Origin of the sequence: Streptomyces sp. NPDC051567 (assembly GCF_044454165.1) — a bacterium.
Lineage (GTDB): Bacteria > Actinomycetota > Actinomycetes > Streptomycetales > Streptomycetaceae > Streptomyces.
This window is the reverse complement of record NZ_JBITDK010000006.1, coordinates 284,186-297,394: the sequence shown is the minus strand read 5'-3', so window position 1 is coordinate 297,394 and position 13,209 is coordinate 284,186. Positions and strand designations below refer to the sequence as shown.

The window sequence follows — 13,209 nt, the reverse complement described above, 5'->3', positions numbered from 1 at the left end:
GGCCGGGCTGATCGCGATGCGGCCGGGGGCCCGGACCCGGCTGTGTCACCGTCTGCGGAGCCATCCCGCGGGGAAAGGCCCACGTCGCAGTATGGGCGAGCGGGACTTCATCGCGCTGATCGACGGCGTCCACCAGCTGGTCAGAGCACCGATCGTGCTGGTCTGGGACCGGCTGAACACCCACGTCTCCCGCAGGATGCGGGCCCTCGTCGCCGAGCGGGCATGGCTGACGGTGTTCCTGCTACCCGCCTACTCGCCCGACCTCAACCCGGTCGAGTGGGTATGGGCCCACGTCAAACACAGCCTCGCCAACCTCGCCGTCATGGCCCTCGACCGACTCGAAACCCTCGTCCGCAACCGCCTCAAACGCCTTCAGTATCGGCCCCACACCCTCGACGGCTTCATAGCCGGCACCGGCCTCACCCTCGACACACCAACCTCACCCTGAAACGCCGAAGTCAGTAAGGGCACTCACGTCAGCAGGTGGCGGTTTCGTACGCTCCGGCGCCCCCGATACCAAGGGTCCCCAAAGTCCCGCTCCCGCCGACGGTCCGCCACGCACCCCGGACACACCAGGTCCGCGACCAGGCGGCGCACCTCACGGCGTCGGCCCGGCCCGACCTGCACCCACCGGCCCCGGACCAGAAGACGAACCACCAACGGCATCAGGCGCGTCCGCGACGCGAGGACGGGCACGGTCCAGCCCTCCTGGCCGAGGAGGAACCGCACCTGCGCGGGCAGACCACCGACGGGGAACCGGCCCGCGACCGGGGCCCGCTCGCCCTCGGTGAGCGGTGGTAGTGGACAGGCCAGTACGTCTTCGTCTTCCGGGCACGGCCCGCGGTCTTCGCATCCATCCTGCAAGCATCGGCGCCCCGGCCTGTGGACAGAGCCGTACCCGGCGACGACGCCGTGCCCCCGCAGAAGAGCCCCGGGCGCGGTGGCGCCCAGGGTTGCGTGGTGCCGGTGCCCGGGGTGTGCAGCGGGGCGGTCCTCGCGCGCCGGGAGCTGGAGGCGGTCGGGCACGGCGCCGGCCACCACGTGCACCCCGTGGAGGGCAGCGTCTACCTCGGTGTCGGTGAGGGCCAGGACGGTGCCGGCATTCTCCGGGGTATCTCCTGGGCTGACGGCGAGGTGGAGTTCGTGACGTACCCGTGGTGGGACCGCTGCCTGATCGACCTGGCACCGGACGGGCAGCAGTTCATGACCGTCGATCACGGGCAAGCGGACGTCAGCTTCCACCGCCACCTCAGCGGGGAAGTGATCTTCAACTCTTTCCGTCAAGGCCTTCGGGTATGACCCCGAGGAGGCTCTTGTGGAATGGTGCGGCGGCTACCTGACCCCGGACACCCCCGCCGACGCCCTGGCCGAGCTCATCACCGCGATCGCCCGCCGCCGCCGTTCGCGGGACCGCTCGGGCCGACGTCGGCCCAGTGGCTGTGGCCCAGGTGCACAACGTGCCATTCACACGCATTCTGACGGTATGGGCTCGGATCGTCGCGCACCTGCCGGCGCCTACGGGTGGCCGCTCCACTCGCAAGTGCCGCGTGTCTGTGCTCCCATCCGGCTCAGTCGGCACGCAGGGTGTTCACGACCTCTCAGCGGAAGGAGAAGCACATGGGTGTCTTCGACAAGTTCAGGGATCAGGCGAAGGCCAAGGGAAAGGACATCTCGGACAACCTTGAGCAGGAGGCCAACGAGAAGACCGGCAACAAGTACGCCGATCAGATCGACAAGGCGCAGCAGCAGACGGAGCAGCGACTGGGCATCGACGACGATCCCCACAAGTAGCCCCGGCCGGCCGCCGGAGCCGGGTGAAGGCGAAGGGGTGCCCGGCCCAAAGCCCGGCGCCGGGGCCCGGCACGCGAGGACTTCGTACTGAAAACCGTGTACTGGGACGCCGACGCCGGCGCCGCCCGGCTTCCACTGAGGCTGCTCCACCGGTACTTCAAGCCCTTGCCGGAGCCGAGCGCCGAGCGCACCAGCCGCTCCGCGCCCGGTGACTGGGCCGGGACCTGGTCCGCCTTGTGGTCGATGCCCAGGGCCCCGGCCGGAGTAACGGTCTGCTCGTCGTAGTACGCCCACCAGGTGCCGCCGGTGAGGGTGCGGTTCGGGCCGGTGGCGGGGGCTTCGACGGCCTCGGCGATCAGGACTCCACGCGGGTGGAACATCCGCCGGCCTTGTCCTCGCCGGTGTTCCAGCGGCGGAAGTCCCGCTTGTACCCGGCGCGGGATTCGTCGGCGCGCTGGAGCGCGGAGACCGTGACCCCGATCGGAAGGATCTCGGGCCCGGCTTCCAGGGCGTGGGCGAACCCGGGCGGGGAAGGTGTGGCGTGCTCACGGGGGTCACGGACGGAAGACGGGTGGCGCGTCCGTACGGCCTGCGGTCGCGTCGGCCCGGAGGTCTGCCGACTACGGCCGCCCGCCGGAAGGCAGGCGGCGACGGTCGTGGTGGAGACGGGCATTCCGGCAGGCGCGGGGAGGGGGATGCGCCTGCCGGAACAGACCGGGGGGCGCAGGGGCCCGTCCCGGGCGGACAGGGTGCCCGGGACGGGTACGCACCCCGACCTTCCAACGAGCCTGTGGACAAACGGTTCTGCGGATTCGGCGGACCGTTGCGCGGGGGTGCTCGTCCACTGGCCGTCCACTGGCCGTCCGGTGTCAGCGGCGCCTGCTCAGCCAGTGGAGCAGTCCTTTGCACCGCCGGGCGCCAGGGTGCCGGGGGCTGGGCCGGCGGCAGCAAGGGCGCAGGGGGTGCTGGCGGCGGGGTCCGGGGTGTCGTGTCGGGTGAACGCCCACAGCGCGAGCCCGAGGCCGCTGAACGCGGCACCCAGTGCGCATACGGCGCCCCAGCCGGCCACCGTGTAGAGGGAGGTCGCGGCGAGGGCGCCGGTGGCGCTGCCGATGGAGTAGAAGACCATGTATCCGCCGATCAGCCGGCTGCCCGCGTCCGGGTGCAGCGCATGGATCAGGGTCTGGTTGGTGACATGGACCGCCTGCACGGCGAGGTCGAGGAGGATCACCCCGACGACCAGGGCCCAGAGCGAGTTGCGGGTGAAGGCCAGGGGCACCCAGGAGGCGGTGAGAAGTGCCAGGGCGATGCCGGTGGTCCGCCGGGAGAGTCCGCGGTCGTTCAGGCGGCCCGCCGCGGTCGCGGCCAGGGCACCGGCGACACCGATCAGTCCCAGCGCCCCGATCGTGCTGGGGGACAGGAAGTACGGGGCCTCGCTGAGCGGCAGCGCGATGCTGCTCCACAGGGTGCTGAAGGCCGCGAAGACCAGCAGACCGAACAGGGCCCGGAGCCGTAGCAGTCGTTCCCGTGCGAACAGGGTGATCGTGGAGCGCAGGAGCTGTCCGTAGCGCGGGGGTGTCGGCGGAGCGTCGTTGTGGCGTGGCAGCACTCGGTGCAGGACCAGGGCCAGTAGAGCGGTGAGCGACGCCGAGGCGAGGTAGACGGAGCGCCAGCCCGCGAGATCGGCCATGAGGCCGGATGCGGTGCGGGCGAGCAGGATTCCGACGACCACGCCGCTGGTGACCTGACCGACGACCCGGCCGCGCCCGGCGGGAGGGGCCAGTGACGCCGCGAAGGCCACCATCGTCTGCGTGACGACCGCAAGAAGCCCCGTCGCGGCCATGCCCACGAGCAGGGTCGCCGCCGTGCGGCCGGCGACCACCACACCCAGCGCCACCACCAGGAGCAGCAACTGGGCCACGATGAGCCGTCTGCGGTCGGCCACGTCGCCCAGCGGCACGAGGAAGAAGAGTCCCAGGCCGTATCCGACATGTGTGAGGGTGACCACGCTGCCGACAAGTGCCGGACTCATGGCGAGGTCGTGACCCATGGTCACCAGGAGCGGCTGGGAGAAGTAGACGTTGGCCACGGAGGCTCCGCAGGCGACGGCGAACAGTACGACGACGCCCCGGGACAGGACGAACGCGGAACCTTCCCCGCTGCGGGCCTCAGTCCGTCGTGTCACGGCCTCACCGTTGCCGGGCATCGGCACTCCCCCACACGTTTAGTTTCATCTTGCTACCAGTGATGGGGCGACGGTAGCCGCTCTTGGTAGTATGTTGCAACCATCCTGAGAGAGGGACGCCATGGTGAGCAGGACCCGCTTCGATGACAGTGAATGCCCCGTCGCCCGGTCGGTGGACGCGATCGGCGACTGGTGGTGCCTGCTGATCGTGCGGGACGCTTTCGACGGAAGCCGGCGCTTCGGGGAGTTCCAGCGCAGCCTCGGCGTGGCGAAGAACATCCTCACCGCGCGTCTGCGCACCCTGGTGGCCGGTGGCGTCCTCGAATCCGTGCCCGCCTCGGACGGCAGCGCTTACCGCGAGTACGTACTGACACCGAAGGGCAAGGCACTCTTCCCCGTCATCGTGGCACTGCGGCAGTGGGGCGAACAGAACTTCTTCGACCCCGGCGAACCGCACTCACAGTTGGTCGACCGCCGACAGGGACATCGCCTCCGCGCACTGGAAGTGCTGTCCTCGGACGGGCGACGGCTGAACCCCGACGACACCACCGTCCACAAGGTCTCCGCCAAGTGATCCGAACCTCGGAGCCGGGGGCTCCATGGCACCCAGGGCCGGCATCCGCGCCTGGGCGACGTCCAGGTCGTCGACGCCCGCATACCGGCTCGGCCCGCTCGTCGTCGGCTTCCGGACACCTGCCGAGCAGCTACAAGCCATCGAGGCGGTGTGCGGCGAGGGCCGCTTCGGCCACCCCGGCTTCCAGGAGCGGCACACGCAGCAGCACGAGCGGCACGAACAGCAGAAGCGAGCGAGGCGGGCCGACGGCGGAACCATTCGAGCCGCCCGTCGACCTCACCACCCGTCACCCCCCCCATCGGCGCCGCGCCGCGTACGAATCAGACCCGGGCGACACAGCAGTTTTTTCGGACATTTATTCCGGTATCTGATAGGGCGGCATGCTAGAGATAGGGAGCAAATAATCCCAAAGTAGGAGGTATGTGGTGATGCGTTCAACTCTTCTCCGTGCAGCGGCCGCGCTGAGTGCCGCGACAGTACTGGCCCTCTGCGGCGCCGGCGCGGCCAGCGCCGACGGCGTGGGCAACGCGGGCGTCGGCAACTCGGGCGTCGGCAACTCGGGCGTCGGCAACGCCGGCGTCGGCAACGCCGGCGTCGCCAACTGGGGTCTGGGCAACGCGGGCATCGGCAACACGGGCATCGGCAGCCACGGCATCGGGAACTCGGGCATCGGCAGCTCCGGCATCGGGAACTGAGACGGGCGGCGCCGTCCCCGTCCGGGTCGTACGGGCCGCCGGTCACCGCGAGGAGAAGCGTCTGACTCGGCGCCCAGCCGGACACACGGGGTAGGCCGGCCTGCCCGCCGAAGCGGCGCCGCCCCTCATCCCAAGGGTGCGGCGCCGCTTCTCCGTCGCGGCAGCGGGAGTGGGAGCGGCAGCGTGGCAATCGTTCCCCTGCGGCGAGCGCGGGCGCTGGGTACGGGCCTCACAGTCGGCACGCTGTGCGTCACCGGCGCAGGGATCATGGGCTGCGGTTCCGCTCAGCTCAGGGGAACGGCGTCCTTCGGGGCGGTGTGCCAGTTGGTGACGACCGGGCGGTCGACGGTGATGGTGCCGACTGGCAGGGAGACCGGGTGGGGGTCGTCGGCGCCGAGGGCGACGACGATGCTGTCCAGTTCCTTGCCGCCGTCTCCCTTGGTGGTCTTCGGGTTCACCCCGGCGTAGGCGGTGGTGCTCCCGCTCAGCTTGATCTGCTTGCCGGCGGCCTGCTCCGCGGGACCCGCCTCGGTGCCGTCAGATCCGAACGCGACGGTCGGACGCGCGGCGGGCAGGTAGCAGGTGATCCCCGGCTTCGCCTTCGCGATGATCAGGATGTATCCGCCGGCCTGGGTCTCGGGCCTGGTGCTCCAGGAGATGTCGTTGGCGCCGCAGCTCTGCCCGACCGGCTTCCGCTCGCCGTTGCCGGTGTCGGCGCCGGAACCCGCCCCTCCCGCAGTTCCCTTGCCCGTCGCGTCGGAGCCCTTGCCGGTGCCCTGGTTGCCGGTCGCGACGGACGAGCCGGACGGGGCGACCGCGCCGTCGGCCGGAGTGGTGGACGAAGTCCCCTGCGCGGCGCCGGTGCCCGTGGCACCGGTGGCACCGGTGCTGCCCGTGGCCGCGTTCGAGTCCTGGCACGCCGTCATCAGCAGGGTGCCGCCGACGAGGGCTGCGGAGACGAGGAATGCCTTGCGACGGTTGCCGGACATGAAAGAGCCCCTTGGTGTTCAGTGGTTGAGGCCGAAGCGGTTTCGGCTCCTCGGCACTTGCTCGATCACTATGGGGGTGCTGTGGGCCGGGGAGGTACCGGCGTCTTCGTTCCAGGACCTCTCTGTCGCAGACCGGTGACATGGTCACGAGCGAAGGAACCAGTCGGTCCAGCGCGCCTGTCGGCGGCCAAGTCCGAGGGGGACACCGGGAGGCCCTGTCGCCGACCGTGAAGCCACCGCGAAGGGCTCCGCCGCAGGGCCCGGGGTGAACGGTGAGTGCTCGTCTGCCGGCTTCATCCTGCTTGAGCCGACCCGGCAGCGGGCGACGAGCGCCGGGGCGGACGAACGGGTGGACGGACTGGTGGACGAACTGGTGGGCAAGCGGGTGTGCGCGCCGACGGGCCGCTGGCGGTAGGCGGCGCCGTAAGGCCACCGGACGGCCTCGCGGGCCCGGATCGCGGGCGCCCACCAGGCCGGCGAGTTCGACGCGAGCATCCCGGGCCGGATGATCGTCGACCCGAGGCCGGTGACTGCGATGAGCCGCTCGATGTCGGCGTGCGGCCCCGCCATGGGATTGGGCTGCTGGAAGAAGGGGTGCGGCGTCCGGTGCGGGGAGGAGAGGAAGACGACCCGCCGCACGAGGGCTGCCAGCCGCCCGACGACTGCTGGGGCGGCCCCCGGCGGGACGGGCCAGGTGTTCGGACCGCCCGGGACAGGGCCTCTTGGCGCTCACACGTGGTCAGCCTTGTACCCGCCACCCACCGATGGGGGGGCGTCAACCGCGCGCCACGCCCAGGTGTGCGTCCGCCGCCCGGCGGTGGCCCTGCGTGTACCCGGTCGCGGGGTCGCCGAGGCCGTCCACGCAAAGGCGTGCGGTGTAGCGGGTGGCCCAGCCGGCTACGCGGGACGGCTCCGAAGGGTCGGCGCGGACGCCGGGGTGGACGTCGAGGACGCCGGCGACCATGCCTTCCACGATGGCGGGAATGAACGCGCGCACGAGGCAGGTGTGTTCCCCGTATCCGAAGGTGGCCAAAGGCTGCCGTGGGCGGCGGAGATCGAAGGTGTCGGGCTGCTCGAACACCGTCTCGTCGCGGTTCGCGGAGCCGATCGCGGCCACGACGTGCGCACCGGCGGGCAGGTGTGTGCCGTCCAGCTCCACCGGTCGGGTGGTCACGCGCTCGACGAGCCCGAACGGTGGCATCCAGCGCAGGAGTTCGTGGACGGCGTCGCCGAGGAGCTCCGGGTGGTCCCGGACGAGTCGCCGCTGGTCCGGGTCGTTGAACAGCGCGACCAGGAGGCTGCCCGCCGCCCAGCCCGGTTCGGGAAGGGACGGGAGGACCACGCGGATCGTCGGGAGGACCTCCGCGACTCCTCGCGGACAACCGCTTCCAGGGGTGACGTGCCGCCACCGTGCGATCGCCGAGGACGGGTCCGGGCCGAGCTCCTCCAACCAGGGTGTGAGCGCGGCGTCGAGCTCGTTCATGGCGGCGGCCGACACCGCGAGCTTGGCGGGGTCCCCAGGATCGAGGATGCCCGGCCATACAGCGTGTGCCAGGCGCAGCAGGGTCGTGCTGTCGACCTCAAGGCTCAGCATCCACCGGAACACCTCTGCCGCGACGGGTTGCAGGGCCTCGCCCATGAGGTCCGCTCGCCCGCGCATGCCGGAGACCCGCTCGATGACCAGCTTCCGCGCGTACTCCCGGGCCGGACCGGCCCGTTCGGGCTCGAAGATCTCCTCGACGCCGGCGCGCATCCCTTTGTGGGTGTCGCCGCTGCTCGACAGGATGTTCTCCGACCCGTAGATGTCCGACATGGCGGACGGAAAGCGGGTGGTGAAGGTCTGGCCGTCGCTCATCACCTGACGCACGTCCTGCCGGCGCGTGACGAGCCAGCAGCCGAGCGCGGGGATCTCGGCCACGGGGTGGTCGCGTCGAAGCCGCTGATAGACCGGATAGGGATCTGTGTGGAGCACCTCCGGCGTGATCGTGTCCAGGAACGAGGTCATGCGTCCTCCCGAAGTGCTTCGCAGGTGGTCTTCGTCGGTCTCCGGGGACCCGGAGGTGGGGAACCGCCGTGGAACCGGCGGCCACCGTGCTCTTCGCGCACGGGGCCGCCACGGGTCCGCCGACTCGCCGGCTCTGCGGCTCGGTCGGCAGCTCCATCGGCGGCGTTCTCCTCAGCGCCCTCGGCCCCGCCGCTTCCCCTGGAGCGTCGTGACCTTCATGGCGAGCCATGATCCGTGCTTGCCGTCAACGGCTGTGCCGTTGGTCCCCGGCGCCCGGATGCCGTACCTCGGCCTGTTGCCCCGCACGCGGGGACGTGCGGGGCAGCCTCGCTAGGAGGCGGGCGGGCGGTCGTGGTCCGGCTGCCCGCCCGCAGGTCAGCGCTGGTGGGGGAGCGGGGGGCGTTCGGTGTCCTGTTCGGCGGAGCGGTCGAACGCTCCGGGGCGGGAGAGGTCGTCGAGGAGCTCGTCGATGAGTTCCTGCGTGACGTGGGGCATCACGTAGACGTGGCTGTAGTCGTGGCGGCGGCCACCGAGGTTGAGCGGCACGCAGGCGAGCGAGTACTTCTGCGTGATCTCGGTGCGGGGCTGCTGGAACCAGACGCTGAGCGCGTGGTCGCCGTGGCCGACCTCGATGCCGTCCTCGGCCCAGGGCTCGCCGCGTTTCTGCAACTGCGCGCTGAGGCTGCGGAGGCGTTCCGCCGTGTACTCGGCGATCCGCAGGACCTCGGCGGCCTGCCGTACCTGCTGCTCCTCGCTGAACTGCGCGAGGTGGTTCCACATGGCCAGGGAGGCGAATCCGCTGCGGGAGCCGGCGAACGTGCTGTCCGGGGAGGAGACCACCGCAGGGTCCGACGGCGGTCGCAGCTTGGACCCCGCACGGGACATGTAGATGCCGGTGGGGACGGGCGCACCGGGGTACTTGTGGCCGCTGGTGACGATCGAGGACACCTCGGGAATCCGGAAGTCGAAGACCGGGGGCGCGCTGTCGATGAGGCCCACGTCGCGGGCCTTCTCCAGGTACGGGGCGTAGGCACCGCCCAGTGCCCCGTCGACGTGAATCCAGTAGCCGTTGCGGATGCTGACGCGCTCGGGGTCGTCGGGGTCGAAGCGCACGGTGCGGTCGACCAGGCCGTGCGCCTCGAAGACGGGGCGCAGGCGCTCGCAGGCGCCCTGGACGTCGTCGTAGGCGCCCTTGAAGACGCTGCCGACGTTGAAGTTGACCAGGACGGGGTGGCCCTTGGCGGCGAAGAAGTCCACGAGGGCGACCAGGGCGTCGACGTCGACGGTGCCGGGTCCCTCGTCGCCGCCGGTGGTCGGGACGCCGCCGAGCGGCCAGCCGTTGTAGGTCTGCGTCCCCGTGCCGGTCACGTCGATGGGGCACTCGCCCGGGTAGAGACTGCCGCCCAGGTCGTAGAAGGTCGGGATGTCCAGTACCCGCATGGCCTTGATGTGCGAGTAGTGCGTCTCCTGGGAGAAGAAGGCCACCGGGGAGTACGCGTTGGGGTTGTCGTCGGGGTGCTCGGCCCGCAGGTAGCTGGTCCGGCAGCTGGCGTCGCCGGAGACCTCGTCGCGCACCAGGGCGTTGCCGTCGAGGTAGTCACGCGCGTTCCACATCGCGTACAGGTTGCCCTCGGTGCTGCCCATGGACAGCACGTACCCCCACCCGTCCTCGTCCCCGGGGTGGGCCGGGTCCTGGGGCAGGGGGGCGTGCCACAGACGGGCGTAGTGCTCCAGGACCGCCCGCTCCAGCCACCGCGAATGCAGGCTGTAGTTACTGTCGACGAACGGGTCCCCGATGTTGTTGATGTGGTAGCCCAGGAAACGTCCGAGGGCGGCGTGGCCGTCGAGCGACAGGTTGACCTGGTACCCCAGAAGACGCCCGCTCTGATCGCCCAGGTACCCCTCCAGCTTGGCGAGGACCGCGATCCGCTGCTCATCGCTGTAGGCGTCGGTGCCCAACCGGTAGTCGTCGTTGGTCGGCCGCGCCGCCGGACGCGTATCGGAGTGTTCGGTAATCATTCCATGTCCGATTCTGAGCGATCTTTCGAAGACGCATTCGATGCTGAATCATCACCGCACGGCAGCGGCTTCGGCAGACGCTCGTATCTAAGGGACGAAAGGCGGTCGCGAGAGTTGTCCGCCTGCGCGACGCACGTCGCACACCGTGCGCCGTACGACGTTCAACGGGCGGGCGGACAGTCGGAGCAACCCATCACCGGAATGCCGACCTGCGCAAACGGCAGAAATTGCTGTGCCCGGCCGTCCTGCCCAGCGCCTCGCAGCACACAGGATATGCGTGACGTGGCGCCCCGATGGCCCGCCCGTCCACATTCACTCTCACGCTAATCATTTCGAGTGAAAATGGTTTACTTCAAATCTCCCGGGAGCGTCTCCGGGAGTAACGTTTCGGCAGCTCTCGGAATAGCAAATTTGTGCCATGCCGAGTGCAGCCGCCCGCAGTGGACCGGCAACGCCCCGCACGGACAGTTCGCCCGGCCCGGCCCCACCGCCCGCTACGCCGGCAGGGCTCTGGGCGGGGACCGCTCGCGGTGCCGTGGGAGGTCGTGGAGCGCCTGGCCGGGCAGCTCGGCACGAGGGCGCCTCGCGCGTGGAGCGGTACCCGGAACGACTCAGGACGCCGTACGAGCACGCGGTGGAGATCCAGGAACGGTTCGGGCACCGGGACTTCGCCGACCGGCGATGGGGCCGGGAGTTCCGCGGCTTCCTGCGTACGGGCGGGCGCGGACGCCCGCCCAGGGGGGCCGGTGGCGCTGTTCAACCACACGGTGACGCGGCTGCGCGAGAGCCGGGTGCTGCTGCCGGGCGTCCCGGTGCCGGACCGGCAGGTGCCGGAGGCCCGCACGGCGGCAGAGCGGCGCGTGTACGAGGCGGACCCGCGCGGCGCGCCCTGCCGGTCCCACGCTCGCGCCGGCGCCGGCTGAGCTGTTGGTGGTGATGGTGGTGCCGGAGGGGGAGCGGGTCTCGGAGCCGGCGCCGGCCGGGGTGGCCGGCCGACGCCCCCTCCGCCTCATCGGCGGGTCCGCACGCTGGGGAACAGGGCCGGTTTATTCAGATTCCGAGCCGTAGCCGCGAAGCGTCCCGCCGGATTGTGAGGCCGTTTCGTGCGTCCGGGGAACAGACTTCATTATCCGGCCGAAGGCTTTCCGCGCCCGCTCTTCCGGAGTTTCATCGACACTGTCCTTGTGCTCCGGAAAGTGCTGGTTGGATTCCCTGCTGGAATAGAAGCGTCCGGGGCGGACCAGGTCTTTCCCGCCGGCGTCCTTCGGCGAGCCTTCCGGGTAGAGCTCGGCGAAGCAACTGGCGCACGGCCTTTTTGTTCCCGCGAGGTGCTGCGGAGTCTTACCGTTGTTCTTCTTCAGGATTCGCAGCTCGGCGTGCGTACCGTCACCCCCGTCCCTCGCGATGACCGTCCCCGACGTGAGACCGGTATTGATTCCCGCATTCGCCTCTGCCGGCTCGTTCTGCATGCCGGACGCCTTGTCCCGGTGCCGGTTGATCCGGTCGGTCTCGTCCTTGGCCTGCTGGCTGCTCCGGTTGGTCGCGGGCCCGGAATTTCCCAGCATGTACCCCAGAAGGTCCAGGACACCCCGATTCTCCATCAGGTCCGACAAGTGGCCGTTCGCGTTCCTGTCGTTGGCCGAGATGATGATTCTCCCGTCATTCCCGATCGCCGCCTGCACCTCGACGGGGTTGATCCCGGCGGTCTTCAGCAGGTAGTGCTTGGTGACGGTAGAGATCCAGCGGAGCCTCTGGACCTCCGGCTGCTCCTTGAAATCCCGGGGCTTCGACTTTTCCACACCCGCGGTGAAAGCCTCGAACTCCTCCCCCTTCTTGATCTCCACCGCCCAGCCCGCCTCCTTGAACAGGCGCCGCAGTTCCCTCTGGAACTTCTTGCCCCGCTCCTGTGGACCCATATTCCTGACGCTGTCCAGTTCCTCCTTCCTTTCGAACTGATCCATGGCCTCGTTGAACACCCCGTCGGAGAGGGAGTCCTCGCTGCTGTCGAGATCCATGGCGTCGCCCTGCGTGGCACGCTGAACCGGCCCGGAAGCGGGGCCGGCCACAGAGCGCTGCGCGGTGGTGGCGCCGTCCGGGTGCGGGGCCTCGTGGTGCAGTCCCTGGGCGGTGACGGAGGGGGCGGTCGCGGCGCCCGCGGCGAAGGCCGCGCCGTCACTGCCCGCCGCCCGCTCGGAGGGCTGGCCGGGGTCGGTGACGGTGACTCCGCCGCCGTTGCCGGTACCCGTCTCCCGCTCGCCCCGGAGGTTCTTGTCGACATGGCTGAGCTCGTGCCCGATGAGCTCGGCGTCCTGGGCCTTCCCGGAGGGCAGGAAGACATGGGTTCCCACCGTCATGGCCTGGGCCCCCATCGCCTCCGTGGCCCGCTGGGCCACCGGCCCCTCGTGCAGGACGGCGGAGGAGAAGTCGTTGTGGTAGAACGACTCCGCCCGCGTACGGACCGTGTCCGGCAGAGGGCGGCCCGGGGAGGCCATCGCCCGGTCCAGCAGATCCCGTTGGACGGCCGGACCGCTGCGGCCCCCCGCCTCCAGTCCCCCGGTGTCCTGTGCGCCCTCGCGGCCGGTGTCGTGCTCGCCTCCGGACTTGCCGTGACCGCAGCCGGGCCCGTGACTGTGCCGGTCCTCTGTCAGCAACCGCTCGACGGCACGGTTGCCCGCCAAACGTTGCAGCGTCATCGCTTCCTGCCGCGTCACCGGCCGCCGCTGCGGAACCCGCGCAGCCGGCTCCGGCCGGCGCGGAACCCGCTCCCCTTTGCCCGTCTTCCCGTCCCGCGACTCCTCGTACGACCGCATCCGCCCGCCGCTCCCCTGCTCGCTACCGCCCTACGCAACCCGGCGCACCGACAGTCCGGGGCCGGGCCCTGAGGTTTCTCCCGCCGTTGTAACTGCCCCTCCACCCCACCGGAAGGAGCGGCAGGGCACACCTCGGGGCAG

General features: G+C 70.4%; 13 protein-coding genes. 7 read left to right on the top strand and 6 right to left on the bottom strand.

Annotated features, from left to right (window positions below):
- The 3 genes from ACIA5F_RS10465 to ACIA5F_RS10455 all read left to right on the top strand — a co-directional run.
- Nucleotides 1–448: transposase (locus ACIA5F_RS10465; protein ID WP_399351310.1), on the top strand; the 448-nt coding region annotated here is incomplete at its 5' end.
- A 509-nt stretch (nucleotides 449–957) separates the two neighbouring features.
- The gene (locus ACIA5F_RS10460; protein WP_399351308.1) at nucleotides 958–1,299 is read left to right on the top strand and encodes a hypothetical protein; all 342 of its coding nucleotides are present in this window, start codon (nucleotides 958–960) and stop codon (nucleotides 1,297–1,299) included.
- A 285-nt stretch (nucleotides 1,300–1,584) separates the two neighbouring features.
- Nucleotides 1,585–1,791: an Rv0909 family putative TA system antitoxin gene (locus ACIA5F_RS10455; RefSeq protein ID WP_399351306.1), complete on the top strand. Its 207-nt coding sequence runs from the start codon at nucleotides 1,585–1,587 to the stop codon at nucleotides 1,789–1,791.
- 355 nt (nucleotides 1,792–2,146) lie between these two features.
- On the opposite strand, the gene ACIA5F_RS10450 is transcribed toward ACIA5F_RS10455, so the two are convergent.
- Together ACIA5F_RS10450 and ACIA5F_RS10445 are read right to left on the bottom strand one after the other, a co-directional pair.
- A complete protein-coding gene (locus tag ACIA5F_RS10450; protein WP_399351304.1) occupies nucleotides 2,147–2,464 on the bottom strand; it encodes a hypothetical protein in 318 nt (105 codons plus the stop codon).
- Between the two features lie 210 nt (nucleotides 2,465–2,674).
- Nucleotides 2,675–3,997, bottom strand: a complete 1,323-nt coding sequence (locus ACIA5F_RS10445; protein WP_399351302.1) for an MFS transporter — start codon at nucleotides 3,995–3,997, stop codon at nucleotides 2,675–2,677.
- Nucleotides 3,998–4,097: 100 nt separating this feature from the next.
- Here ACIA5F_RS10445 and ACIA5F_RS10440 point away from each other — a divergent pair, with 100 nt between their 5' ends.
- On the top strand, nucleotides 4,098–4,550 hold the full coding sequence (locus tag ACIA5F_RS10440) for a winged helix-turn-helix transcriptional regulator (RefSeq protein WP_399351300.1): 453 nt from the start codon (nucleotides 4,098–4,100) through the stop codon (nucleotides 4,548–4,550).
- A gap of 428 nt (nucleotides 4,551–4,978) precedes the next feature.
- Complete coding sequence (locus tag ACIA5F_RS10435; protein WP_399351298.1) at nucleotides 4,979–5,245, top strand: hypothetical protein; 267 nt, start codon at nucleotides 4,979–4,981, stop codon at nucleotides 5,243–5,245.
- A gap of 284 nt (nucleotides 5,246–5,529) precedes the next feature.
- On the opposite strand, the gene ACIA5F_RS10430 is transcribed toward ACIA5F_RS10435, so the two are convergent.
- The gene (locus ACIA5F_RS10430; RefSeq protein ID WP_399351296.1) at nucleotides 5,530–6,234 is read right to left on the bottom strand and encodes a hypothetical protein; all 705 of its coding nucleotides are present in this window, start codon (nucleotides 6,232–6,234) and stop codon (nucleotides 5,530–5,532) included.
- A gap of 265 nt (nucleotides 6,235–6,499) precedes the next feature.
- On the opposite strand from ACIA5F_RS10430, the gene ACIA5F_RS10425 reads away from it, so the two are divergent.
- Nucleotides 6,500–6,649, top strand: a complete 150-nt coding sequence (locus tag ACIA5F_RS10425) for a hypothetical protein (protein ID WP_399351294.1) — start codon at nucleotides 6,500–6,502, stop codon at nucleotides 6,647–6,649.
- Between the two features lie 360 nt (nucleotides 6,650–7,009).
- Here the strand turns inward: ACIA5F_RS10425 and ACIA5F_RS10420 are convergent, their stop codons facing one another.
- Together ACIA5F_RS10420 and ACIA5F_RS10415 are read right to left on the bottom strand one after the other, a co-directional pair.
- On the bottom strand, nucleotides 7,010–8,239 hold the full coding sequence (locus ACIA5F_RS10420) for a cytochrome P450 (protein ID WP_399351292.1): 1,230 nt from the start codon (nucleotides 8,237–8,239) through the stop codon (nucleotides 7,010–7,012).
- A gap of 375 nt (nucleotides 8,240–8,614) precedes the next feature.
- The gene (locus tag ACIA5F_RS10415; RefSeq protein ID WP_399351290.1) at nucleotides 8,615–10,258 is read right to left on the bottom strand and encodes a histidine decarboxylase; all 1,644 of its coding nucleotides are present in this window, start codon (nucleotides 10,256–10,258) and stop codon (nucleotides 8,615–8,617) included.
- Nucleotides 10,259–10,671: 413 nt separating this feature from the next.
- On the opposite strand from ACIA5F_RS10415, the gene ACIA5F_RS10410 reads away from it, so the two are divergent.
- Nucleotides 10,672–11,181 carry a DUF4158 domain-containing protein gene (locus ACIA5F_RS10410; protein ID WP_399351288.1) on the top strand — a complete coding sequence of 170 codons (510 nt, stop codon included), beginning with the start codon at nucleotides 10,672–10,674 and terminating at the stop codon, nucleotides 11,179–11,181.
- A 123-nt stretch (nucleotides 11,182–11,304) separates the two neighbouring features.
- Here ACIA5F_RS10410 and ACIA5F_RS10405 read toward each other — a convergent pair whose 3' ends face one another.
- Nucleotides 11,305–12,951, bottom strand: a complete 1,647-nt coding sequence (locus ACIA5F_RS10405; protein WP_399351286.1) for a DUF4157 domain-containing protein — start codon at nucleotides 12,949–12,951, stop codon at nucleotides 11,305–11,307.
- Between the last annotated feature and the right edge of the window lie 258 nt (nucleotides 12,952–13,209).

What these genes read in the sequence shown, in the direction of transcription:
- ACIA5F_RS10450 (WP_399351304.1), bottom strand. Translation starts at nt 2,464, where the DNA reads ATGCCCGTCTCCACCACGACCGTCGCCGCCTGCCTTCCGGCGGGCGGC.
- ACIA5F_RS10445 (WP_399351302.1), bottom strand. Translation starts at nt 3,997, where the DNA reads ATGCCCGGCAACGGTGAGGCCGTGACACGACGGACTGAGGCCCGCAGC.
- ACIA5F_RS10440 (WP_399351300.1), top strand. Translation starts at nt 4,098, where the DNA reads ATGGTGAGCAGGACCCGCTTCGATGACAGTGAATGCCCCGTCGCCCGG.
- ACIA5F_RS10435 (WP_399351298.1), top strand. Translation starts at nt 4,979, where the DNA reads ATGCGTTCAACTCTTCTCCGTGCAGCGGCCGCGCTGAGTGCCGCGACA.
- ACIA5F_RS10430 (WP_399351296.1), bottom strand. Translation starts at nt 6,234, where the DNA reads ATGTCCGGCAACCGTCGCAAGGCATTCCTCGTCTCCGCAGCCCTCGTC.
- ACIA5F_RS10420 (WP_399351292.1), bottom strand. Translation starts at nt 8,239, where the DNA reads ATGACCTCGTTCCTGGACACGATCACGCCGGAGGTGCTCCACACAGAT.
- ACIA5F_RS10415 (WP_399351290.1), bottom strand. Translation starts at nt 10,258, where the DNA reads ATGATTACCGAACACTCCGATACGCGTCCGGCGGCGCGGCCGACCAAC.
- ACIA5F_RS10405 (WP_399351286.1), bottom strand. Translation starts at nt 12,951, where the DNA reads ATGACGCTGCAACGTTTGGCGGGCAACCGTGCCGTCGAGCGGTTGCTG.